Origin of the sequence: Tamlana sedimenti (genome assembly GCF_038148895.1) — a bacterium.
GTDB lineage: Bacteria > Bacteroidota > Bacteroidia > Flavobacteriales > Flavobacteriaceae > Tamlana.
This window is the reverse complement of record NZ_JBBVGQ010000002.1, coordinates 365179-390272: the sequence shown is the minus strand read 5'-3', so window position 1 is coordinate 390272 and position 25094 is coordinate 365179. Positions and strand designations below refer to the sequence as shown.

Here is a 25094-nt window from a genome sequence, read left to right as displayed (position 1 = left end):
AAAAATACAATTTATCACGAACTTTGGAAAAACTAAAATTATGGCCCGTACACCCTCAAATATGCTTCCGTTAGGCACCGAAGCTCCTTATTTTGAACTTCCCGATACTGTTAGCGAAAAACTCGTAAATCTTGATAATGCTAAGGGCAAAGTAGGCACTGTAATCATGTTTATTTGCAACCATTGCCCATTTGTAATACATGTGAATTCTAAAATTGTTGACATAGCAAATACTTACACTAAAGAAGGGATTAGCTTTATAGCTATTTCAAGTAACGACGTTGAAAATTATCCGCAGGATTCTCCAGAAAACATGAAAATTCATGCTGCAAACGAGAATTACCCTTTTCCTTATTTATATGATGAAAGCCAAGAAGCAGCTAAAGCTTATGACGCAGCATGTACACCAGATTTTTATGCTTTTGATGCCGATTTAAAATTGGTTTACCGTGGCCAACTTGATGATTCACGACCAGAAAACGGCATAGCATTAACAGGCAAAGATTTAAAACATGCTCTGGATTGTTTGATTTTGGATAAGGAAAATACTCAATTACAAAAACCTAGCATTGGCTGTAATATAAAATGGAAAAAACCATTTTGAGCTTTTCTTTTTGGATTTAAAGATTTAACTGATAAACGCCAACATCAAGCCATTTTCCAAATTTAAAGCCAACTTCTTTAAAATGGCCGACCAACTTAAAATTAAATTTTTCATGTAGTTTAACACTGGCATCATTTGGAAGAGTCAAAACACCTAAAGCCACATGAAGATTTTGCTTTTTAAGAAGCTGGAGCAATTCTTTATACAATTGTGTACCAATCTGTTTTCCATGCAATCCATTTTTTACGTAAACCGTAGTTTCAACTGTATTTTTGTAGGCCGGTTTCGGCCTGAATCTGCTACCATATGCATAACCCAAAAGTTCGTTGCTTTCTTCAAAAACCAAAAATGGATATTCTGCAATAATATGGGCCATTTTATTCTCAAAAGCATCTAAGGATAAAGGTTCAATATCAAAAGTCACCACAGAATTTGACACAAAATAATTGTAAATCTCCAATAGTGATTTAGCATCATCAATATGTACTTGTCGTATCATTCAAAGCCAGCCTTTTCGTTTTAATAAATTTTCAATATGCGCATAATGATGGTTGCTGTGCCATGCATAATTACCAATATTACATTTTAACGTGACCTTACTATTTGTTTCAGGATGAATGAAATATTTGTTCAACTCTTCATCCGAAAGTGTTTTAAGCAAATAAACCAATTTAAAATGAACAATTTTAATGTGATTTAAAGACATTTCAATTGGAGCAAATTTAGAATCTGCAAGTTCTGCCCAACGTTCTTCAAAATAAGCCTTAATAACCGGAGATTCTTCTGTTAGCGTCCATTTAAAACGTGAATAACTATGATGATGGCTATCTGAAATATGGTGCACAACTTGCCGTATCGTCCAACCATTTGGTCTATATGGGGTATCCAATTGTTGGTCTGAAAGATTTGCAACCAACTTCTCCAATCTGTTGGGAAAATGCTCTAAAATAGAAATCCAACTTTCTATTTGCTCTCTTGAAATACTGGGCGGACAGTCAAATTTTCCAATTGGGTATTTAAGTCGCTGAAGTTCTTTCTCTGTCATAAACAAATATAAAAATTTACGCCAAATAAAGTAATCAAATTAAATTACCTTATTTGGCGCAATCTCTAGTATTATTCCAGCTTTAATTAAAGTAGAGTAATGGTAAAAGCTTGATTAATTACCTGCTTCAAGCATATCTACCTTTTCTTTTAAGCTTTTAAATTTATCTGTTTCTCCAATAATACTGTAAATATTCATTAATGTTCTTGCCGCCTCAATATTATCCTCTTTAATTTCTAAAGCTTTAGACAAATATGGTATCGCTTCTCTGTAAAGATTTTTTCGCTTTTCCCTCAATTCATCATACCTTAAATTATCCTTTTTAGAAGTTCCCAAGCCATTCATTTCTTCTATAATAGGTCTTTCTTCACCTAAAATTAGAGCAGCAAGATTTATATAGGAATTTACATAGTTTGGATCTAATTCTATAGCCTTTTTATAATAAGCCTTTGCCTCTTCAGGATGGTCTGATTCAGAGGAAATAACACCAAGATTATATTGTAATTCTGGGTTTTGGGGATCTAGTTCAGTAGCTCTTTCAAGCAGTGATTTAAACTTTTCGGTATTACCCATTTTAAAATGGATGTTCGCTTCGCTTAATATTAAATTGATGTCGTCTGGACTTTCTGCCCTTGCATCATCCATAGATTCAAGAGCTTTCTCATCATTACCTTGACTGATGTATATTAGAGCTATATTTTTAACTATTTCAGGTTTCTTTGATTCTGTAGTACGCTCACCTGGATCTTTGTGGCTTTTGGTTTTTACATAAATATCCCGCGTATTTTTGTCCATAACCTCCTCTTCTCCAGTCTCAACGTTAGTTGCATAATATTCTTTTTTAATTCCAGTAAAACCCATATTTTTAAGTTCCTCATACAGTTTAAGAGCTCGGTCGTATTCTTTAACATTCACAGCGGCAGATGCAGCATAATAGAGAAACAGTGTGTCTTTTGTTGAAGCCCTGTAAGATCTTTCGAAATACTTAGATGCCTTTGAATAATCTTTTGCTTCATAGGCATCGTTACCAGCAGTAAGCATTTCATTTAACATTTTTACCTTAAGTTCCTCAACCTCATTTTGGTAATCACCTTCAACTTTACTCAAACTTTCCAATGAAGCATCAATATCAGCATCAGTACCTTTTCCATTTGCATACAAAGTTTGTGCTTCCAAATAGTAATATTTGGCCTTAGTTTTATCGTCCATAGCAGACATTAAAGATTCAGCCTGTTTTAAAGCAGCTTTTGCTTCAGCAAAATTGCTAGATTTAATAGCCTTTTCAACAGCCTTCAGTTCCTTTTTTTGTGCAAATGAAAATGCACTAACCGAAATAGCTAAAGCTACAAGAATTCCTTTTTTCATTTTTTGTAATATTTAATTTAACTTTCAGTGTTATTGTTGTCTAAGTTGGTATCAAGAGTTGTGCCATCTTCAGTGGCACCAGTAATATCTTGGCTTTCTGAATCGTTTCCATTAACTTCATCTTCATCACGCATTACTTTGGCCACAGCTGCAATAGAGTCGGTACCTTTAAGATTAATTAATTTTACCCCTTGGGTGGCCCTTCCCATTACTCTTAAATCGGCAACCACCATTCTAATGGCAATTCCTGATTTATTGATAATCATTAAATCGTCATTATCAGTTACAGATTTAATAGCCACTAATTTACCTGTTTTTTCTGTAATAGAAATGGTTTTCACCCCTTTTCCACCCCTGTTGGTGATTCTGTATACGGGTTCTCCATCTTCCGGGTCATCAATGTAGGTGCGCTTACCATAACCATTTTCCGAAACCACCAAAACAGACTCTTCTTGAGGGTTTTCAATAGTTACCATGCCTATTACTTCATCATTATCATGACCAAGGGTAATTCCTCTAACACCAGAGGCGCTACGTCCCATTGGCCTTGTTTTGGCTTCTTCAAACCGAATGGCTTTACCCGATTTCAATGCCAGCATAACTTGGCTATTACCGGTTGTTAATTTAGCCTCTAGCAACTCATCATTATCCTTAATCGTAATGGCATTTATACCGTTCGTACGCGGACGGGAATACTGTTCCAATGAAGTCTTTTTAACCTGACCATTTTTAGTAGCCATAATGACATAATGGCTATTAATGTAATCTTCATCCTTTAAATCTTGGGTACAGATGAAGGCCATTACTTTATCATCCTGCTCAATATTTATAAGGTTTTGAATGGCTCTTCCTTTTGAAGTTTTGCTTCCTTCTGGAATTTCGTATACCCTCATCCAGAAACACTTCCCTTTTAAGGTGAAGAACAACATGTATTGATGATTGGTACCCACAAAAAGATGCTCCAAGAAATCTTCATTTCTAGTGGTTGAAGCCTTTTGTCCAACTCCTCCCCTGTTCTGCGTTTTGTATTCGGTAAGCGATGTACGCTTTATATAGCCTGCATGTGAAATGGTTATCACCACTTTTTCATCAGGAATCATATCTTCAATACTTAAATCCCCACCTGCATACTCAATAGTCGAACGACGCTCATCACCATATTTATCTCTAACTTCTTCCAACTCCTGCTTAATGATATCCATTCTTCTTTCCTTTTTATCAAGGATATCCTTCAAGTCTTCAATAGTTTTCATCAACTCCTCGTATTCAGAGCGCAGTTTATCTTGCTCCAGTCCTGTAAGCTGACGTAATCGCATTTCAACAATGGCCTTAGCTTGAATTTCTGTTAATTTGAAGCGTTCCATTAATTTTTCGCGTGCTTCATCAGCATTTGAAGATGCCCTAATCAATGCGATAACCTCATCGATGTTATCGGATGCAATGATTAAGCCTTCTAAAATATGAGCGCGTTCTTCGGCTTTACGCAATTCAAAAGTTGTACGTCTAACAACAACTTCGTGCCTGTGCTCCACAAAATAATGAATGAGGTCCTTTAAGTTCAATAACTGCGGACGACCATTAACCAATGCAATGTTATTCACACTAAATGAGGATTGTAGCGCAGTATACTTAAATAATTTGTTTAATACGATATTCGGAATTGCATCGCGCTTTAAAACATAAACAATGCGCATTCCTTTTCTATCAGACTCATCTCGAATTGTGGCAATGCCTTCAAGTTTTTTCTCATTTACCAGATCTGCAGTTTTCTTAATCATATCTGCCTTGTTGACCTGATATGGAATTTCAGTTACAACGATACACTCGCGCCCGTTAACTTCCTCAACATTGGCTTTAGCACGAATTACAATTCGCCCCCGCCCAGTTTGGAAAGCTTCTTTAACACCATCATAACCGTAAATAGTTCCACCTGTCGGAAAATCTGGAGCTTTAACGTGTTGAATCAGTTCATCAACCTCAATGTCTGAGTTCTCAATATATGCAATAGTACCATTCACAACCTCTGTTATGTTGTGGGGAGGCATATTTGTTGCCATACCAACCGCAATACCTGAAGCCCCATTTACCAAAAGCCCGGGAATACGGGTTGGCAAAACTGTTGGCTCCTTTAATGTATCGTCAAAATTTAATTGATGGTCTACTGTTTCCTTTTCAATATCTGCCAACATATCCTCAGATATTTTACGCATACGTGCTTCAGTATAACGCATTGCTGCTGGGCTATCACCATCAATAGAGCCAAAATTTCCCTGCCCATCAACTAGCATATAACGCAAACTCCATTCTTGGGCCATACGCACCATGGCATCGTAAACTGATGTATCACCATGAGGATGGTATTTTCCTAAAACTTCTCCAACTATTCTTGCGGATTTTTTGTGTGCTGAATTTGCTCTAACTCCAAGTTCGTGCATGCCATAAAGCACGCGTCTGTGAACTGGTTTTAAACCATCTCTTACATCTGGTAAAGCACGTGACACAATGACCGACATTGAATAGTCAATGTAAGCCGATTTCATCTCATCTTCAATGTTAATAGGGATCAATTTTTCTCCTTCTGCCATAAATAATTCAATTTAGTTTTACGAGTTTTTCAAAACATGCTAATATAAATATTTCATAAGTTTCAACTGGTGTTTCAATGGTAATTTTTAATGTTTTTATTAACAATTTTGGGTGCTTTTTCGGTTGATAAGTAAACCTCCAAATATTTTGATTTTATAAAGTTTTTTTCGTCAATTAGCATTTTATAGACAATTTAAGGTATAGTTTTTGCCTTTGGTAAAATGTTTTACTATTTTTAATGCTGAAAGGACGAGAATATGGATGATAATTTTTCCCCAAGAGTAAAAGATGTTATTGCTTACAGCAAGGAGGAAGCATTGCGTTTAGGCCATGATTTTATTGGCACTGAACACCTAATGCTTGGTCTTTTGCGAGACGGCAATGGCAAAGCAATCAACATATTAAATGCCTTAGAAATTGATTTAAATCATTTAAGGCGAAAGGTTGAAATTTTAAGTCCTGCTAACCCAAATATTGCTGTAGCTTCAAACCAAAAGAAAAACCTACATCTTACAAGGCAGGCAGAACGTGCTTTAAAAACAACGTTTTTAGAGGCCAAATTATTTCAAAGTACATCAATTAATACTGCGCATCTTTTGCTCTGTATCTTAAGAAACGAAAATGACCCCACTACCAAGCTTTTGAATAAGCTTAAAGTTGACTACGATAATGTTAAAGAACAATTTAAACTTATGATTACAAACGATAACAACTATATAGAACCGAAAGCTGAATCATTTCAGGATGACGACAACAATCCTGAAGATGAAGCTTCAAAAGATATTTTCAATGCTCCCGCTGGAAAAAGCAATAAAAAGTCCAAAACGCCTGTATTAGATAATTTTGGACGCGATTTAACCGCTTTGGCTGAAGAAGGCAAACTTGACCCTGTTGTGGGAAGAGAAAAGGAAATTCAGCGTGTTTCCCAGGTTTTAAGTAGAAGAAAGAAAAACAATCCCCTTTTAATCGGCGAGCCCGGTGTAGGTAAATCTGCAATAGCCGAAGGTTTAGCACTCAGAATTGTTAAAAGAAAAGTTTCCCGAATTCTTTTTAACAAGCGCGTTGTAACGCTTGATTTAGCAAGTTTAGTAGCAGGGACAAAATACCGCGGGCAGTTCGAAGAGCGCATGAAAGCTGTTATGAATGAGCTTGAAAAAAATGATGATGTTATTTTATTCATAGATGAAATTCATACCATCGTTGGGGCAGGCGGTGCAACCGGAAGTTTAGATGCATCAAACATGTTCAAACCAGCTTTGGCACGTGGTGAAATTCAATGCATTGGAGCGACAACCTTGGATGAATATAGGCAATACATAGAAAAGGACGGAGCTTTAGAGCGTCGTTTTCAAAAGGTAATTGTGGAGCCCACTTCTGTTGAAGAAACCATTGAAATCCTTAATAACATCAAGGCCAAATATGAAGACCATCACAATGTTGATTACACGCCAGAAGCCATTGAAGCTTGTGTGAAATTGACAAATAGATACATGACCGAACGCTTTTTACCAGATAAAGCCATTGACGCTTTGGATGAGGCAGGTTCTCGTGTGCACATTACCAACATAGATGTTCCAAAACAAATCATTGAGCTTGAAAAACAACTTGAGGCCATTAAAGAGACTAAAAATGCCGTTGTTAGAAAGCAAAAATACGAGGAAGCCGCTAAATTGAGAGATGATGAAAAACGTCTTGAAAAAGAATTGTCAATTGCCCAAGAGAAATGGGAAGAAGACACGAAGCAACACCGTGAAGTTGTAACGGAAGATAATGTTGCCGATGTTGTTTCCATGATGACAGGTGTTCCTGTGAATAGAATTGCACAAACCGAAATTAATAAACTTGCCCAATTACCAAACCTAATTAAAGGTAAAGTCATTGGTCAGGACGAAGCCGTTTCTAAGGTCGTTAAGGCCATTCAGCGTAACCGTGCCGGACTTAAAGACCCAAATAAACCGATTGGCTCATTTATTTTCTTGGGGCAAACTGGTGTTGGTAAAACACAATTGGCAAAAGTGCTCTCTCGTGAGTTGTTTGACAGCGAAGATTCGCTGATTAGAATAGATATGAGCGAATACATGGAAAAATTTGCCATTTCCAGATTAATTGGTGCACCTCCTGGATATGTTGGCTACGAAGAAGGCGGGCAATTAACGGAAAAAGTTAGACGCAAACCGTACGCGGTTATTCTTTTGGATGAAATTGAAAAGGCGCATCCAGATGTATTTAATATGCTCTTGCAAGTGCTTGACGATGGATATTTAACAGATAGTTTGGGCAGAAAAATTGATTTTAGAAATACTATTATTATTATGACATCCAACATTGGAGCCAGAAAACTTAAAGATTTTGGAACAGGTATTGGATTTGGTACTGCATCGCAAAAGGCCCAGGAAGATGCCAATGCAAGAAGCGTTATTGAGAACGCACTCAAAAAGTCTTTTGCCCCTGAGTTTTTAAATAGAATTGATGATGTTGTAGTTTTCAACCCGTTAGAGAAAGAAGACATCAACAAAATCATTGATATTGAGCTAGAAAAGCTTTTGCTCAGAATTAATGGATTGGGCTATCAATTAACCTTGACCAAGTCAGCTAAAGATTTTATAGCTGAAAAAGGCTTTGACAAACAATATGGTGCACGGCCCTTGAAGAGAGCAATTCAAAAATATGTTGAAGACGCCCTAGCAGAGGAAATTGTGGCTTCAAATCTTCAAGAAGGTGATGAAATCAATATTGATTTAGATAATAAAACTGAAGAATTAAAAATTTCAATTAAAAAGGCCGAAAAGCCCACTGAATCTTAATTCTCATATTGAATAGAATAACAGTAAAGCCCGTGTTAGTGATAATGCGGGCTTTTTTAATTCATCCCTAATTACTTGATTTTGGAACGCGAAACAACAATATAATCCCGGATAAAAAGAAGATAAATAAAAATAATATACCATTTCTCATACTGCCCGTTAACTGATCTATAAAGGCAAAAATGACCATGCCAATTACAATCCCAATTTTTTCGGCCACATCATAAAAGCTAAAGTATGATGTAGTATCATCCGTTTCTGGTAAAAATTTGGAATATGTTGAACGTGCCAAAGATTGAATGCCCCCCATAACCAAGCCAACAATTCCCGCTGCAATGTAAAACTGCATAGGTGTTACCATAAAATAAGCATAAAAGCACAGGGACATCCAAATGAAATTGACTGCAATTAAGGCTTTAATGTTTCCAAATTTAGCTGAAGCCCTTGAAGTCAATATAGCCCCCACGATAGCTACTAACTGTATAACCAATATACTGACAATTAATCCCGTTGTTTTTTCGCCATCGCTGCCCCAAGCAATTTCTTCTTCACCAAAATAAACTGCAACAAGCATTATGGTTTGCACCGCCATGCTAAACACGAAAAAAGCATACAAATAACGTTTTAAACGAAGGTTTTCTTTGAGCTGTTCCCATACTTGTTTCAACTCTTTCACACCATTAAAAATAACCGCCTTTGTTACTTTATGTCCTGTTGAGGCTCCTTTTGGTAGATAATAAAAGGTGTATTGGCTAAACAAAGCCCACCAAATCCCAACAGTAATAAACGAATAACGCATCATCTGCATTTTTGCCACTCCCTCACTTTGCGTCATTACCATAATCAGGTTAATAATCAACAAAATAACACTACCAATATAACCCATTGAAAATCCTTTGGCACTAACACTATCTTGCTGTTCAGGAAAAGCTATATCCGGAAGATAGGAATTGTAAAATACCAAACTGCCCCAATAACCTATAAGCCCCATAAAGTAAAACAGCAAACTTAAATGTATGCCACTAGGGGAAATATCAAACCAATACAAGCCAATACAACCTGCACTACCAACGTAGCAGAAAAACTTTAAAAAGTTCTTTTTATTACCAACATAATCTGCGATTCCTGAAAGTACTGGGGACATCACAGAAACGACCAAAAAAGTAAATGCGGTTACGAACGTTATTAACGCGGTGCTTTTAAATTCATAACCAAAAGCCCAAACCGTTTTAATTTCCGAAGCACTTGATATAAATAATGCCGAATAGAAAATAGGAAAAATAGATGAGGCAATGGTGAGTGTATAAACCGAATTTGCCCAATCGTAAAACGCCCAAGCATTGAGAATTTTTTTACTTCCTTTTTTTAGATGATCCATAAAAAAAGCTGCCTTTTATTAGCAGCTTCTAAAGTAACTAAATATTTTTATTTGAATAGCAGCAACTATTCCCTAAATGAAGTTATTCCGAATTTCTTAGCTTCAGCAATAGCTTTCGGAGCTATCGCCTCAAGATTTGCTATACGTGAATCATTGGAAGGGTGTGTGCTTAAAATTTCTGGAGGTGCTTGTCCACCACTATTAGCTTTCATGCGTTTCCAAAGTTCTGCAGCCTCTGTTGGGTTATAGCCAGCAATGGCCATTAAGTATACCCCAATGTTGTCCGCTTCGGTTTCGTGCGCCCTACTAAAAGGCAACATAACACCAACCGTAGAACCCACTCCATAATATTGATTAAACGCATTTCTTGATTTTTCATCTTGAATAGCAATATTTCCAGCCACAGCTCCCAATTGTTGTAACATGCCCGCACTCATACGCTGTTGCCCATGATTTGCCAAAGCGTGAGCCACCTCGTGTCCCATTATAGCTGCTAACCCTGTTTCATTTTTTGCAATGGGCAAAATACCTGTATAAACCACTATTTTTCCTCCTGGCATACACCAAGCATTTACAGTTTTGTCGTCCACTAAGTTATATTCCCATTTGTAATCGTTAAGATAACCTTGATGACCATTGGCATTTAGATAACGCTCTGCTGCAACCGCTATGCGCTGACCAACCCGAGTTACCATAGCGGCTTCGGAAGTGCCAGTTACCACTTTGTTTTCACTCAAAAACTGATTATATTGTGCAAAAGCCGTTGGGAATAATTGTGAATTTGGCACTAAAGCCATGGTTTTTTTTCCGGTGAATGGATTTGTTGCACAAGATATAGCAACCAAGACTATACCAAATATTAAAAATGCTTTTTTCAGCTTCATTATTTTAAATTTTTTATTGTTGTTAAAAATACAAAAATCATACCTTAATTTTATGACACAATTTGCATTTATTCGTCACAAGACCATAAATTAATTCTGACCTTTAATTTGTAAAGTTTTTTAATGTAAAACGACTGTTACCAAAAATATAAAATGAAGAAAATACTTTTACTTACCTTAGTTTTATTAGCCTTTAATTGTAAAGGAAACACGCAAAAACCATCAAAAAAACAATATACTGTTGTTAAACCTGAAGCTGAATGGAAAGCTCAACTCACAGAGATGGAATTTTATGTTTTAAGAAAAGCGGGCACCGAACGTGCATTTAGCAGTCCGCTAAACAAAAACTACGAAGAAGGCGTGTACGTTTGCAAAGGCTGTGATACACCTTTATTTAAAAGCGAGCATAAATTTGATTCTGGTACTGGGTGGCCCAGTTTTGACCAAGAAATTAAGGGCAATGTAGCTTATGCGAGTCAGTCTCATTCCTTTTACGGAACAGAAGAACATTGCGCAACCTGTGGTGGACATTTAGGACACGTATTTAATGATGGCCCAAGGGAAACAACAGGAAAGCGCCATTGCATTAATGGCGTTGCGTTGAAATTTATTCCTAAAGACTAACTATTTTTTTTAAATGGAGAGTTATTTAACAAGCATCACAAAACAATTTGAATACTATAAAAGTTTGGGTGATAAAACCTTTGCCAATTAACTTTTGACGAAATGTTATGGCAAAGCAATGAAGACGCCAATAGTATTTCAATAATTGTAAAACATATGGTTGGAAATATGTTGAGCAGATGGACCAACTTTTTAACTGAGGACGGTGAAAAAACTTGGAGAAACCGCGATAATGAATTTGTTGGCAGTTACCAAACCAAGGAAGAAATTATAGCGTCTTGGGAAAGTGGTTGGCACTGTTTATTTAGTGCAATTAACCCTTTAAGAGAAGAAGATTTAGAACGTATAATTTACATTAGAAATGGTGGACACACGGTTGTTGAAGCCATTAACAGGCAATTAGCTCATTACGCTTATCATGTGGGTCAAATTGTATTTTTGGAAAAATTAATCAAAGGTGATGAATGGCAATCTTTGTCCATCCCTAAAGGTGAATCATCAAAATACAACCAAGAAAAATTCAGTCAAAAAAAAAGCAAACGTCATTTTACAGACGATTTATAAACTACTCAGCCTTTAATTTCTTCTTAAACGGACGAATAATCAATCTAGCTTCTCTATCAAAGCGTACATAATTATACACCCAGTTAACAAAAACCACCATTCGATTTCTAAAACCTATTAAGAAAAAGAGGTGAACGAACATCCAAACGTACCAAGCAAAAACACCTTGAAACCTGATTTTTGGTAAATCTACCACAGCCTTATTTCTACCAATGGTTGCCATAGATCCTTTGTCTTTATATTTAAAAGGTTTCATGGGTTTTTCTTCAATTAGCCTTAACATATTATCACCTAATTGGTGACCTTGTTGAATGGCCGGTTGCGCCATCATGGGCAATCCGTTTGGAAATTCCTCTGTTTCCATACAAGCAATATCACCAATGGCAAAAATGTGCTTAAACCCCTTAACTTGATTAAATTCATTTACCAAAATTCGATTGCCTCTGGTTATAAATTCATCAGCATCCAACCCTTTAATGGTAGCACCCTTAACTCCAGCCGCCCAAACCAAGGTAGCCGTTTCAAAAGTTAAATCGGTGTTTGTGGTAACAGTTTTTCCATCATAGTTGGTTACCCGGACGTTCTTCCAGATATTTACCCCAAGATTCTCTAAAAAGTCTTCGGCCTTTTGTGAGGCCTTATCGCTCATACCCTTTAAAATACAATCACTGGACTGTATAATATTTATCTGTACCATGCGTGTATCCAAATCGGGGTAATCCTTAGGCAAAATGCCCTTTTTAATTTCAGCCAAAGCTCCGGCCAACTCCACCCCTGTTGGCCCACCTCCAACAATTACAAAGTTCATTAAAGCGTTCCGTTCGTTCAAGTCTGAAGTTAAGAGTGCCGCTTCGAAATTCTCAAGGATTAGACTCCTTAAATTCAAAGCTTGAGGTATGGTTTTCATGGCCATACTATTTTTTTCAATCTCAGAATTCCCAAAATAATTGGTTTCAGAGCCTGAAGCCACCACCAAATAATCAAACTTAAGATTACCTATATCGGTAATAACCATATTCTTTTGGGCATCAATTTCTTCAACATTTGCTAGCCTGAAGTAGAAGTTGGGAAAATCCTTTAAAATCTTCCTTATTGGGTATGCTATGGAATCAGGTTCCAATCCGCCAGTGGAAACCTGATACAATAAGGGCTGAAAATTGTGATAGTTATGCTTGTCTAAAAGCACAACCTGAACTTCTTGTTTTGATAATTTTTTTGCTAATGCAATTCCTGCAAAACCACCACCAATTATTACGATTCTGGGGAAGCTGGTTATAGGTATATTCATAAATTTATTCTTGCTTTACAAAGGTAAGGCAAAGATGTTGAATAAAGAATTTCACACATCTAACAATAAATAAATTATAGTAATGGTTATTAAACACCTCAACTTAAATAGTCAATTTTACATGATTGAAAACTCCAATCCTCCAAGAATAAAAAGTCCGAGGATTTTTTTTCGATTTAAAAGCGTTCTAAATTCTTTATTAAAAATCGATTTCGTAAATTCGTAGCCTAAATTTTAACAAATGAGTAAATACGATATTATTGTTCTTGGAAGTGGTCCTGGTGGTTATGTTACGGCTATTAGAGCATCACAATTGGGGTTTAAAACCGCTATTGTTGAAAAAGAAAATCTTGGTGGCGTATGCTTGAATTGGGGTTGTATTCCAACAAAGGCATTATTGAAATCTGCCCAAGTTTTTGAATATCTGAAACATGCAGAGGATTACGGACTAACCGTTAAAGACGCAAAACACGATTTTGACGCGGTTGTAAAACGGAGTCGCGGGGTTGCTGAAGGCATGAGCAAAGGGGTTCAGTTTTTAATGAAGAAGAACAAAATAGACGTTATTGAAGGTTACGGAAAACTAAAACCAGGAAAAAAGGTTGATGTTGACGGAACAGAATACAGTGCCGATAACATTATAATTGCCACTGGAGCACGCTCCAGGGAATTACCAAGCCTGCCTCAAGATGGTGAAAAAGTGATAGGTTACCGTGAGGCTATGAGCTTAAAAAAGCAACCTAAAAAAATGATTGTTGTTGGTTCTGGAGCCATTGGTGTTGAGTTTGCCTATTTCTACAATTCGATGGGAACTGAGGTTACCATTGTTGAATATTTAACAAATATTGTACCTGTTGAGGACGAAGATGTTTCAAAACAATTGGAACGTTCTTTTAAAAAGTCAGGCATTAACATTATGACTTCTGCTGAAGTTACCAAAGTTGATACTTCTGGAAAAGGCGTAAAAGCAACTGTAAAAACCAGTAAAGGTGAAGAAACACTTGAAGCTGATATCATTTTAAGTGCCGTTGGTATTAAAACAAACATTGAAAACATTGGATTGGAAGATGTTGGTATTGTAGTCGACAGAGATAAAATTATTGTAAACGACTTTTACCAAACCAACATTCCTGGGTATTATGCCATTGGTGATGTTACGCCCGGTCAGGCTTTGGCACACGTTGCCTCAGCCGAAGGTATTTTATGCGTTGAAAAACTTGCCGGCCACCATGTAGAGCCTATTGACTACGGAAATATTCCAGGTTGCACTTATTGTACACCAGAAATTGCCAGTGTAGGTTTAACTGAAAAAGCTGCCAAAGAAAAAGGCTTTGATATTAAAGTTGGAAAATTCCCATTCTCTGCATCAGGAAAAGCTAGTGCAGGTGGTAACAAAGATGGTTTTGTAAAAGTTATTTTTGATGCCAAATATGGTGAATGGTTAGGTTGCCATATGATTGGCGCTGGGGTAACCGATATGATTGCCGAAGCTGTTTTAGGCAGAAAATTAGAAACAACAGGTCACGAAGTTTTAAAAGCAGTTCACCCTCACCCAACAATGAGCGAAGCAGTTATGGAAGCAGTTGCTGCTGCTTATGATGAAGTAATACATATTTAGACTTTTTAGATTTATAGACAACTTGGAAAATTAGATTGTCTTATAAAAAACAAAAAGTTCCAGAAATTTCTGGAACTTTTTGTTTATTTAAAATTTGCTAAGCAAATGTCTAAGAATCTAGTAATCTAAAATGTCTAGACAAAACTTTGAATCGCCAACTCATAGCTCTGCAATCCAAAACCAAGAATAACTCCTTTAGCATTTGGAGAAATGAAGGATTGGTGCCTAAACTCTTCGCGTCCAAAAGTGTTAGAAATATGCACTTCTACCACAGGGGTTTCAATTCCTTTAATGGCATCACCAATACCAATTGAAGTATGCGTATAAGCCCCGGCATTTAAAATAATACCATCATAACTAAAACCAACTTCATGAAGCTTATCGATAAGTTCCCCTTCAATATTTGATTGATAATAGCTTAAATCCACATTCGGATACTTCTTTTTTACCTGATCAAAAAATTCTCTGAATGTTAAATTTCCATAAATATTGGGCTCGCGCTTTCCCAATAAATTAAGGTTGGGACCATTGATGATTATTAGTTTTTTCATGAAGTAAATATATTAAAAATAGATATAAAAAAAGGAGCCTAAACGCTCCCCTTTTCAACTATATGAATTAATATTCCTCTAAAAAGCAAAACCTAGTGAAAGCCCCAAACGAGGACCAATACCATCAAATCCAAAATCAAATGAAGTATCATCTGCTTCAATACTATAATATGCTGGCCCACCGTATATATCTAAGGTTACAGGATTCCAGTTCCATTGATACCCAATGACCCCTCCAGCAGCAAAAACAGACGTTTTAAAATCATTATCTGCACTAGCTGAAGAGTAGCTTGCTATAGGTCCAGCAAACCATCCTGTAGGTGCATCATGTGATTTTTGGATATAAAACCTGTACTGTAGCCCAGCTCCAAAGCCAGTATAGTCAAAAGAGCCTGAACTAAATGACGCATACCCTAAATCCACTTGTAATGACTGACTGTCGTTTAAGACCCTTTCATATCCAAGTTCAAAAGACCCGACAATTAAAGCCAAAGGATTAAATTTCACAACATTTTCTTGAGCAGTTACTTTTGAAACGACCAAGAAAACAATTACGGCACTAAATAATAAGTTTTTCATAATTTAAAGTGTTAGAAGATTTGATATTCACAAATTAAAGTCATTTTTTTTAATAATATCGCATTTAGGTCAGAGTTATTAACATTATTATTAACAATAATATTTAAGTATCTGTAATTCAATGTTATAAAATTTATATTATTAACAATTTATTTATAAACAAGTTTAATTATAAACAAACAAAGTATTTTAAATTATTCTTATTTCTTTATTTTTACTCTAATGAAATGGGAAAACGCACTTAAGGATTATCAAACCTATCTTAAAATAGAACGCGGATTATCGCAAAACTCTATTGACAACTATTCGCTTGATGTAAAAAAACTCATTTCTTTTTTGGAAGATGGAAACATAAAATCATCACCTATTAGTACAACCTCTGAAATTGTTCAACAATTTATCTATGATGTTGCCAAAACAGTAAATCCACGCTCCCAATCTCGTTTAATATCCGGCCTAAGAAGTTTTTTTAATTTTTTGGTATTTGAAGATTACCGAAAAGACAATCCGTTAGAGCTTATTGAATCCCCAAAAATTGGCAGAAAACTGCCAGACACTTTGTCTGAAACAGAAATTGACAACATTATTAAAGCCATCGATTTAAGCAAACCTGAAGGTGAGCGGAACAGAGCTATGCTTGAAACGTTGTACGGTTGCGGATTGCGTGTAAGTGAACTAATTGGCCTAAAAATATCTGATTTGTTTTTTGACGAAGGCTTCATTAAAGTAACCGGAAAAGGTGACAAACAAAGGTTTGTGCCCATTGTTGACGTTACAAAAAAATATATAAACATTTACAGAAATGAAGTCAGAAATCATCTGAAGATTCAATCCGGCTTCGAGGACACCTTATTTTTGAATAGACGAGGAAAGCAACTTACGCGAGCCATGGTTTTCACTATCATAAAACAATTGGCTGAAAAAATCGGTTTAAAAAAGAACATCTCACCACACACCTTCCGACATTCTTTTGCGACACATCTGTTACAAAATGATGCCGACCTGCGCTCTATTCAATTAATGTTGGGCCATGAGAGCATAACAACAACAGAAATCTATGTTCATTTGGACAAAAGTCATTTAACCGATGTTGTTGAAAAATACCATCCAAGAAAATAGAGATTTATTCTTTTTATAAATAAAAAATCCAGCATTACTGCTGGATTTAATTTCTTTATTATTTTGAGAGAACAGCCTATTTAGCAATATTAACTGCCCTTGTTTCTCTAATAACAGTAACTTTAACTTGCCCGGGGTAAGTCATATCGGTTTGTACTTTTTGAGAAATGTTGAATGATAAATCGGCTGCCATATCATCATTTACCTTTTCACTTTCAACAATTACGCGAAGCTCTCTACCAGCTTGAATGGCATAAGCCTTTTTAACGCCGTTAAATCCAAACGCGATATCCTCCAAATCTTTCAGACGCTGAATGTAGCTATCTAAAACTTGACGACGTGCACCTGGTCTGGCTCCAGAAATAGCATCACAAACTTGCACTATAGGCGCTAAAAGCGATTTCATTTCTATCTCATCATGGTGCGCTCCAATGGCATTACAAACCTCAGGTTTCTCACCATATTTTTCTGCCCATTGCATACCCAATATAGCATGAGGTGTTTCCATATCAGCCTCTGCGTCTGGCACTTTTCCAATATCATGCAATAATCCGGCACGTTTTGCCAATTTTGGGTTTAATCCTAATTCTGCAGCCATTACACCACAAAGTTTGGCAACCTCTCGAGAGTGCTGCAATAGGTTTTGTCCATAAGATGAACGATACTTCATTCTACCAACCATCTTGATAAGCTCAGGGTTAAGATTGTGAATTCCTAAGTCTATAACAGTACGCTTCCCAACCTCAATGATTTCTTGCTCTATTTGTTTTTGTGTTTTATTAACAATTTCCTCAATTCGAGCTGGATGAATTCTACCGTCCGTCACCAATTTATGAAGTGACAGCCTCGCCACTTCTCTTCTAACAGAATCGAAACATGATAAGATGATAGCCTCAGGGGTATCATCAACAATTATTTCTACACCAGTTGCAGCTTCAATGGCTCGGATATTTCTACCTTCCCGACCAATGATTCGTCCTTTTACGTCATCCGATTCAATATTGAAAACTGACACACAGTTATCAACAGCTTCTTCTGTTCCAATACGTTGAATAGTATTAATAATGACCTTTTTGGCTTCTTGTTCAGCAGTTAATTTAGCTTCCTCCATAGCACTTTGAATGTATGACATAGCATCATTCTTAGCTTCACCTTTTAAAGATTCCACCAATTGTTCTTTGGCTTCTTCGGCAGATAAACTTGAGATAACTTCCAACTGCTGTACTTGGCTTTTGTGCAATCTATCAAGCTCCTCTTGTTTTTTGTCAAGCACATCCAACCTATGGTTGTAATCGCTTATTTTAGCCTCAAGGCTTTCGTTTAGTTTTTTGCTTTTGGAAAGTTCACTAGAAACCTGGGATTCTTTATCACGGGTACGCTTAACCGCCTCGTCCATTTTTTTATCTCTCGCCAAAATAACCTTTTCATGTTCAGATTTTAGCTCTATGAACTTTTCCTTAGCTTGAAGAATTTTGTCTTTTTTAATGCTTTCGCCTTCGCTGTGCGCCTCTTTGAGTATCAAGGTCGCGCTTTTCTTTGCTTCCTTAACTAGTTTTGAAGCATTGTTTTTCTCGAGTAACTTAGCTATAATAAAGCCAACTATAAGCCCTACAATAACCCCTACTACTCCAATTATAATTGAGTTGTCCATCGTGTTTAGTTAATTTGAATATATAAAAAAAGCCTACACCAGTTTAAAATTTTGTATAAACTCCTTAAAAACAAGTTTAGGGCTAACAAGCTGATCAAGGATCTGCTCAAGGCAGCTTGCTTTTACAACTTAAACTCACCCTTTTTAAAGAATTAACGTTGAGTTTATCAAAAAAAATAACCAATGCAGGCAGTAACTTTTATTTATTTTAAAGAACGTTTAAGAGGCCAAATGCGAATGTAGCAATTCATTTAAAGCATTAAGTTTTTCTTCTACATGCTCGTTAACATTTGCTTTATCAATGGACTTCTGCTCTACTTGGGAAGCAAATTGTAGAGCGCACATGGCCAATACATCTTGTTTATCCCGAACAGAATAACTTTGCTCAAATTGCTTTATCATAACCTCAATGTTTTTAGCCGCTCTTCGCAATCCTTCCTCTTGATGGGCCTCAATTGTTAAAGGATATACTCTGTTAGCTATAGATAGCTTTATTTTAAGCTTTTCTGACATTGGGTTTAACGTTTAATCAATCAGATAATTGAGCTATACAATGATCAATATCCCTGATTAAGGCGTTTATTTTAAGCTTAGTTTCTCTTTTATTATCGTCACTACCAAGTATTGTATTTGCCATTTTAAGGGCTTCGTACTTTTCTTCCCAATCAGCAATATGCTTTTTTTGGGTTTTAATTTCTTGCTTTGAAACTTCTAATTCTTCACTTAATTTCAAATTGGCAAGCTTTAAAAGCTCTAATTTGTGTAATACTTTACTAATCTTGTTTTCTAACGAATCTACAATATCCTCAATATTACTCATTTACAAATTTCAATACTTATCTCACAAAGTTAACATTCCGAAGCATAAATTACAATTGTTTTTTCATAAAATTTCAAAATAATTCTGGTTAGCATATACAATAAATGGCTTGATTTTTGTTTAATTCTTTGCCATTTAACATCTTAATTAATATTTTAGCCCAATAGATTTTTATGCGTTTTCTACTGCCCCTATTTTTAGTTTTTTCATTATTTGCAAGTGCCCAAAGTAATTACCCACAAGATTATTTTAGCAATCCTTTGGAAATCCCATTAGTACTTTCCGGAACATTTGCAGAATTGCGTTCCAACCACTTTCACTCCGGCTTGGATATTAAAACACAACAGCGTACCGGATTGAATGTTAAAGCAGTTGCCAGCGGTTTTGTCAGTAGAATAAAAGTTTCACATTATGGTTACGGAAAGGCTTTATACATTACCCATCCCAATGGATATACATCGGTTTATGCCCATCTACAAAAGTTTGCTCTAGAAATTGAAGCTTATGTAAAGAAATACCAATATGAACAGGAGAGTTATGAGATTGAATTGTTTCCACGTGCCGATGAACTGCAAGTTGAAAAAGATAATTTAGTGGCTTACAGCGGAAACTCAGGAGGTTCTGGTGGCCCACATTTGCATTTTGAAATCAGGGACAAAGAGGAACGCCCAATGAACCCTATGCTTTTTGGAATAGATGTCAAAGACACCACTGTTCCTGTTGTAAAATCTCTTTATGTTTATCCTTTGGATGAAAATGCATTTATAAATAATTCACAATCCAAACAAAAATTGCGGCTAACAGCTCTTAATAATGGCGATTATGTTGCAGAAAGCATTCAAGCCATTGGTAAAATTGGCTTTGGCATAAGCACTATTGACAGGCAAGACTTGGCGGCAAACTCAAACGGCGTATACAACATACAGACTTTTGTAAATGGCAGTAGAAATTTTGAACTTGATTTTCAATGCTTTTCATTTGATGAAACCAAGCACATTAACCAATTGATTGATTACGAACACTTTTCAAAAAACAAAGAGCGTCTTCAAAAGTTATTCAAGAAAAACAATCCACTAAGTATTTTAAAATCGACAATAAATGATGGGGTTCTGTCCATTCAGGATAGCACGAATTCTGTTTATAAAATCAGGGTGGCAGACTATAAAAACAACGAGTCTTGGGTTACTATTCAAATAAAAGGCTCCAAAAATAGCATATCTCAACCTGAGGCTCCAAAAACTACACCTTACTTTATAAAAGCCAACGAAACCACAAATTTAAAGTCGGGGAATGTTTCGGTTGATTTTTATAAAAACACGTTTTATGAGGATTTCTATATAGATTTTGAAGTAAAAAACGATACATTAAAACTGCACGATGATGTGGTGGCAACGATGAAAGATTTCACGATAAGCTACGACGTTAGTCAATACAATAGTCAGGATATCGAAAAATTATACATAGCCAGATTAATTGGCTACAGGCAATACCCATCATATACTTACACCAAAAAACAAGGTAATATTTTAACGGCGAGCACCAAAAAATTGGGCACTTATGCTTTGGCCATGGATACTATAAAGCCCGCCATTACGGCTTCAAATTTTAAAGACGGGCAATGGTTGAGCAAATACCGATTTCTGGAAGTAAAAATTGATGATGATGAATCGGGCATATCCAATTACAGGGCAACGGTAAATGGTAAATGGATTTTAATTGAATACGATTACAAAACTAAAACCCTTACCCATGATTTTAACGATGGCATAATCACTGACACACAGAATAATTTAAAGGTGATTGTTACCGATAATGTTGGAAATAATTCTACTTTTGAAGCGTTATTTTATCGAAAATAAACTTTTACATCTTTGAAGGCAAAACTTTTACTGACCACCATTTTACTATTTTCCGCACTTGCTCTGGGTTTTTCGCAAACAGCAACCATTAGAGGTGTTATTTTAGATGAAAATAGCCTGCCCATTGAAAATGTAAACATTAAAACCAGCCGAGATAGCGGAACCAAAACCAATGAAAACGGTTTCTTCACCATAGACATCCCGATAAATAAGGACATTACTATTGAATTTACACATATTTCCCATAAAAAAGTGGTAAGCACTTTTAATCTAAAAAATGGTGAAACTTATGAGTTTAATCCAGTAATGAGTAACACCGTTGAACAAATTGCCACTGTAATAATAAACAGTAACAGACGAAAGGAAGTTGAAGGCATTGTAACACTAAAACCAGAAGTTATCAGGAAAATGCCTGGCGCAAATGCCGGTGTTGAAAATTTATTGATGACCCTCCCAGGTGTTAGCAACAATAACGAATTGAGTACACAATACTCCGTACGCGGTGGGAACTACGACGAAAATTTGGTTTATGTTAATGGCATTGAGGTTTACAGACCTTTTTTGGTGCGCTCCGGCCAACAGGAAGGACTGAGCTTTGTAAATACCGATTTAGTTCAAAATGTGGATTTTTCTGCAGGTGGGTTTCAGGCAAAGTATGGTGACAAACTCTCTTCGGTTTTGGATATCACCTACAAAAACCCGTATCAATTTGAAATTAATGCCGATTTAAGTTTACTCGGCGGAAGCCTCTCTATAGAAAACATAAGCAAAGATTCCAGATTTACCGGAATTGTTGGTTTGCGTTATCGAGACAATAGCCTTTTGGTTAATGCCAAAGAAACTGAAACCAATTTTCAACCTTCTTTTGCTGATGCCCAAGCGTATTTCACCTATAAGTTTACGAATAAATTCCATATGAGCTTTTTAGGAAATGCTTCTTTGAATAAGTATAATTACCAACCCCAAACACGCCAAACAAATTTCGGGACATTGGCCGACCCAGTTGCGCTTATTGTATTTTATGAAGGTCAGGAAAAAGACAGATATCAAACCTTATTTGGTGCATTTAAAGGTTCCTATTTTGCGAATGATGATTTAACGTTACATTTAATTTCTTCAACCTATCATACCACCGAGGAGGAGTACTTTGATATTTTTGCGCAGTATAGATTAGGCGAAGTAAACAACAGCATTGGTGAAGAAAATTTAGGCGAAGTTGAATTTAGCGAAGGCATTGGCAGTCAATTGACCCATGGCAGAAACGATTTGGATGCTTTGATTACGAATGTTGAACACAAAGGAGATTTTAAAATTGAAGACAACCGTATTGAATGGTCAGTAAAATACACCAATGAAAATATACGCGACCGTTTGGTGGAATGGGAAGTTATCGACTCGGCAGGATTTTCATTACGCCCCCCGAAAACAACTCTAGTTAACGAACAGCCCTACGAACCTTACTCGGGTCCGTTGTTGCCTTTCACCAATGTTAGGGCTACCAACAATACCACCATAAATCGTTTTCAGGCCTATGCCCAATGGAGCAAAAGAAGTGCTTGGGGTAATAACGAAGTTTGGTATAATGCCGGTGTTAGAGGACATAGTTGGCAAGTGAGTGGTGATGGTATTTCATCATCAAGCCAAATGGTTTTTAGTCCGCGTGCCCAATTTGCCATAAAACCCGATTGGGAAAAAGATATGCTTTTTAGGGTAGCAACGGGCATGTATTACCAACCGCCATTTTATAGAGAACTGCGCGATGCCAATGGCGTTATCCAACCAGAAGTTAAAGCACAAAAGTCGTTTCATTTGGTTTTGGGCAACGATTACAGCTTTAAAATGTGGGACAGACCTTTTAAGTTAACCTCTGAGTTATTTTATAAAAACTTATCTGATGTGAATCCATACACGCTTGAAAACGTTCGTATTCGCTATCGTGCAAATAATAGTGCCAAAGCCTATGCCTACGGATTGGATATGCGATTAAATGGCGAATTTGTACCAGGAACAGAATCGTGGTTTAGTTTTGGTTACTTAAAAACGGAAGAAAACATCAATAATCAAGGTTATATTTCACGTCCAACAGACCAACGTTTAAAATTTGCAGCACTTTTTCAAGATTATGTGCCCAATGTGCCAAGCATGAAAATGTATTTAAACTTGGTTTACAACACAGGTCTGCCGGGTGGCTCACCAAGTTATGCGGATCCTTATGTTTACCAAAACAGATTACCAGATTACAAACGTGCCGATTTGGGCTTACAATTTGTGTTAGTTGATGCCAAAAAACAATTTAGAAGTGGCTGGAAAAAGCCTTTTAAAGAATTGTCTTTCGGCTTCGAAATATTCAACATATTTGATGTGCAAAATTCGATAACAAATACTTGGGTACGCGATGTAGACAGCAAGCGCCAATATGCTATTCCCAACTATTTAACACCTCGAGTTTTTAATGTGAGGACTACGATGAAGTTTTAGACTTAGCAACAAAATCACTTAAAACATTAATTACGTAATCTACTTCTTCTTTGGTATTATAAATACCAAAAGAAAACCTAATAGATGGCTTTAATAAATCCTTATCACTCAAAATTTCGGATAAAACATGTGAGTTTTGTGAGCTTCCACTTTGGCACGCGCTTCCTTTTGAACAAGCAATACCCTTCAAATCCAACTGAAACAACAACATCGCTGATTTTTCAGGTAGGACAGGTAAGCAAACATTAACCAGCGTATAGGTGCTTTTTTCAAAATCTGAAGAACAGCCGTTAAAGATAACTTGAGGGATTTCAGCTTTAATTCTTTCAATAAAATAATGCTTCAAATCCTCAACATACTGTTTTTCTTCTTCAATATTTTGATATGCCATTTTAAGCGCTTCATCCAAACCAACAATATTATGTACGCTTTCGGTTCCTGCACGCAGCCCGCGCTCTTGCTCTCCTCCTATTATGAGGGATTTTAATCCGGTATTTTTTCTGATGAAAGCAAAACCCACACCTTTTGGTCCATGGAATTTATGGGCCGAAGCTGCTAAAAAGTCAACAGGAATATCTTTCAAATCCATTTTGTAATGGCCAATAGATTGCACAGCATCACTATGAAAAAGAGCATTGTTTGCTTTGCACAAATCGGCAGTGCGCTTTAAATCTAAAATGTTGCCAATTTCATTGTTCACGTGCATTAAACTTACCAAGCATTTTTCGTTGGTCTGCAGTAGACTTTCTAAATGATTAAAATCAATCCCACCTTTCTCGTCCAAATTAACGTGACTAACCTCAATTTTAAATTCCTTCTGCAAGTGCTGAACCGTATGCAAAACGGCGTGATGTTCAATTTTTGAAGTTATAATTTGCCTAACGCCCAAATCTTTAACGGCACTTCTTAACACTAAATTATCAGCCTCAGTACCACCAGAAGTAAATATGATCTCACCGGCCGAAACATTGAAGTGACTCGCAATGGCTTTTCTTGATTTTTCAACCAATGCTTTTGAACCCCTGCCGAAACTATGCGACGACGAAGGGTTGCCAAAATGGCTTTGCATCACTTTGGTCATGGCATCTATCACCTCACTTCGGATAGGCGTGGTCGCAGCATTATCAAAATAAACAGGTTTCATCGAGCTAAATTTCAGGTTTACAAAAAGCCTCTAGAAAAACTAAAAGACTTTAAAGCCCCAAAAATACTTGAAATAAAATTATTATCAATAAGCTACGTTATAAATAACAATTCTGTTATTTTTGCCTAAAACC

The 25094-nt window shown here is 36.4% G+C and carries 20 protein-coding genes, 1 other RNA gene and 1 pseudogene; 8 read left to right on the top strand and 14 right to left on the bottom strand.

Going from position 1 to position 25094, the window contains the following annotated elements; translation table 11 throughout:
- Positions 1-40: 40 nt before the first annotated feature.
- Complete coding sequence (locus tag WJN01_RS07680; RefSeq protein ID WP_445196567.1) at positions 41-604, top strand: thioredoxin family protein; 564 nt, start codon at positions 41-43, stop codon at positions 602-604.
- Between the two features lie 16 nt (positions 605-620).
- Here WJN01_RS07680 and WJN01_RS07675 read toward each other — a convergent pair whose 3' ends face one another.
- From WJN01_RS07675 to gyrA, 4 genes are all read right to left on the bottom strand, one after another.
- Positions 621-1103, bottom strand: a complete 483-nt coding sequence (locus WJN01_RS07675) for a GNAT family N-acetyltransferase (RefSeq protein WP_445196566.1) — start codon at positions 1101-1103, stop codon at positions 621-623.
- Positions 1104-1649: a YfiT family bacillithiol transferase gene (locus tag WJN01_RS07670; protein WP_445196565.1), complete on the bottom strand. Its 546-nt coding sequence runs from the start codon at positions 1647-1649 to the stop codon at positions 1104-1106.
- A gap of 114 nt (positions 1650-1763) precedes the next feature.
- A complete protein-coding gene (locus tag WJN01_RS07665) occupies positions 1764-3014 on the bottom strand; it encodes a tetratricopeptide repeat protein (protein WP_445196564.1) in 1251 nt (416 codons plus the stop codon).
- A 17-nt stretch (positions 3015-3031) separates the two neighbouring features.
- Positions 3032-5599 carry a DNA gyrase subunit A gene (gyrA, locus tag WJN01_RS07660; RefSeq protein WP_445196563.1) on the bottom strand — a complete coding sequence of 856 codons (2568 nt, stop codon included), beginning with the start codon at positions 5597-5599 and terminating at the stop codon, positions 3032-3034.
- A 258-nt stretch (positions 5600-5857) separates the two neighbouring features.
- On the opposite strand from gyrA, the gene WJN01_RS07655 reads away from it, so the two are divergent.
- Positions 5858-8404: an ATP-dependent Clp protease ATP-binding subunit gene (locus WJN01_RS07655; protein ID WP_445196562.1), complete on the top strand. Its 2547-nt coding sequence runs from the start codon at positions 5858-5860 to the stop codon at positions 8402-8404.
- A 67-nt stretch (positions 8405-8471) separates the two neighbouring features.
- Here WJN01_RS07655 and WJN01_RS07650 read toward each other — a convergent pair whose 3' ends face one another.
- Together WJN01_RS07650 and WJN01_RS07645 are read right to left on the bottom strand one after the other, a co-directional pair.
- Complete coding sequence (locus tag WJN01_RS07650) at positions 8472-9782, bottom strand: MFS transporter (RefSeq protein WP_445196561.1); 1311 nt, start codon at positions 9780-9782, stop codon at positions 8472-8474.
- A 65-nt stretch (positions 9783-9847) separates the two neighbouring features.
- On the bottom strand, positions 9848-10666 hold the full coding sequence (locus WJN01_RS07645; RefSeq protein WP_445196560.1) for a M48 family metallopeptidase: 819 nt from the start codon (positions 10664-10666) through the stop codon (positions 9848-9850).
- Between the two features lie 153 nt (positions 10667-10819).
- Here WJN01_RS07645 and msrB point away from each other — a divergent pair, with 153 nt between their 5' ends.
- Positions 10820-11290 (top strand): peptide-methionine (R)-S-oxide reductase MsrB, encoded by a 471-nt coding sequence (msrB, locus tag WJN01_RS07640; RefSeq protein WP_445196559.1) that lies wholly within the window; start codon positions 10820-10822, stop codon positions 11288-11290.
- Between the two features lie 13 nt (positions 11291-11303).
- Positions 11304-11854: pseudogene (locus WJN01_RS07635) on the top strand (DUF1572 family protein).
- A 1-nt stretch (position 11855) separates the two neighbouring features.
- Here the strand turns inward: WJN01_RS07635 and WJN01_RS07630 are convergent.
- The gene (locus tag WJN01_RS07630; RefSeq protein WP_445196558.1) at positions 11856-13142 is read right to left on the bottom strand and encodes an NAD(P)/FAD-dependent oxidoreductase; all 1287 of its coding nucleotides are present in this window, start codon (positions 13140-13142) and stop codon (positions 11856-11858) included.
- Between the two features lie 241 nt (positions 13143-13383).
- Between WJN01_RS07630 and lpdA the strand changes: the two genes are divergently transcribed.
- Positions 13384-14760, top strand: coding sequence for a dihydrolipoyl dehydrogenase (gene lpdA, locus WJN01_RS07625; RefSeq protein ID WP_445196557.1), 1377 nt, complete (start codon positions 13384-13386; stop codon positions 14758-14760).
- Positions 14761-14894: 134 nt separating this feature from the next.
- Here the strand turns inward: lpdA and aroQ are convergent, their stop codons facing one another.
- The gene (aroQ, locus tag WJN01_RS07620) at positions 14895-15311 is read right to left on the bottom strand and encodes a type II 3-dehydroquinate dehydratase (RefSeq protein ID WP_445196556.1); all 417 of its coding nucleotides are present in this window, start codon (positions 15309-15311) and stop codon (positions 14895-14897) included.
- A gap of 78 nt (positions 15312-15389) precedes the next feature.
- Entirely contained in the window at positions 15390-15890 is a 501-nt protein-coding gene (locus tag WJN01_RS07615) for a DUF3575 domain-containing protein (protein ID WP_445196555.1), read from the bottom strand.
- Positions 15891-16112: 222 nt separating this feature from the next.
- On the opposite strand from WJN01_RS07615, the gene xerD reads away from it, so the two are divergent.
- Complete coding sequence (gene xerD / locus WJN01_RS07610) at positions 16113-17009, top strand: site-specific tyrosine recombinase XerD (protein ID WP_445196554.1); 897 nt, start codon at positions 16113-16115, stop codon at positions 17007-17009.
- A 76-nt stretch (positions 17010-17085) separates the two neighbouring features.
- Here the strand turns inward: xerD and rny are convergent, their stop codons facing one another.
- The 4 genes from rny to WJN01_RS07590 all read right to left on the bottom strand — a co-directional run bounded on the left by rny (position 17086) and on the right by WJN01_RS07590 (position 19480).
- Positions 17086-18660 (bottom strand): ribonuclease Y, encoded by a 1575-nt coding sequence (rny, locus tag WJN01_RS07605; protein ID WP_445196553.1) that lies wholly within the window; start codon positions 18658-18660, stop codon positions 17086-17088.
- A 57-nt stretch (positions 18661-18717) separates the two neighbouring features.
- A non-coding RNA gene (ssrS, locus tag WJN01_RS07600) (6S RNA) lies at positions 18718-18824 on the bottom strand.
- 55 nt (positions 18825-18879) lie between these two features.
- The gene (locus WJN01_RS07595) at positions 18880-19173 is read right to left on the bottom strand and encodes a cell division protein ZapA (RefSeq protein WP_445196552.1); all 294 of its coding nucleotides are present in this window, start codon (positions 19171-19173) and stop codon (positions 18880-18882) included.
- A 16-nt stretch (positions 19174-19189) separates the two neighbouring features.
- Positions 19190-19480, bottom strand: a complete 291-nt coding sequence (locus WJN01_RS07590) for a coiled-coil domain-containing protein (RefSeq protein WP_445196551.1) — start codon at positions 19478-19480, stop codon at positions 19190-19192.
- A 173-nt stretch (positions 19481-19653) separates the two neighbouring features.
- On the opposite strand from WJN01_RS07590, the gene WJN01_RS07585 reads away from it, so the two are divergent.
- Both WJN01_RS07585 and WJN01_RS07580 read left to right on the top strand, forming a co-directional pair.
- Entirely contained in the window at positions 19654-21339 is a 1686-nt protein-coding gene (locus WJN01_RS07585; RefSeq protein ID WP_445196550.1) for a M23 family metallopeptidase, read from the top strand.
- A gap of 12 nt (positions 21340-21351) precedes the next feature.
- Positions 21352-23817, top strand: a complete 2466-nt coding sequence (locus tag WJN01_RS07580) for a TonB-dependent receptor (RefSeq protein ID WP_445196549.1) — start codon at positions 21352-21354, stop codon at positions 23815-23817.
- On the opposite strand, the gene WJN01_RS07575 is transcribed toward WJN01_RS07580, so the two are convergent.
- A complete protein-coding gene (locus WJN01_RS07575; protein ID WP_445196548.1) occupies positions 23801-24961 on the bottom strand; it encodes a cysteine desulfurase family protein in 1161 nt (386 codons plus the stop codon). The genes WJN01_RS07580 and WJN01_RS07575 overlap by 17 nt on opposite strands.
- Positions 24962-25094: the final 133 nt, after the last annotated feature.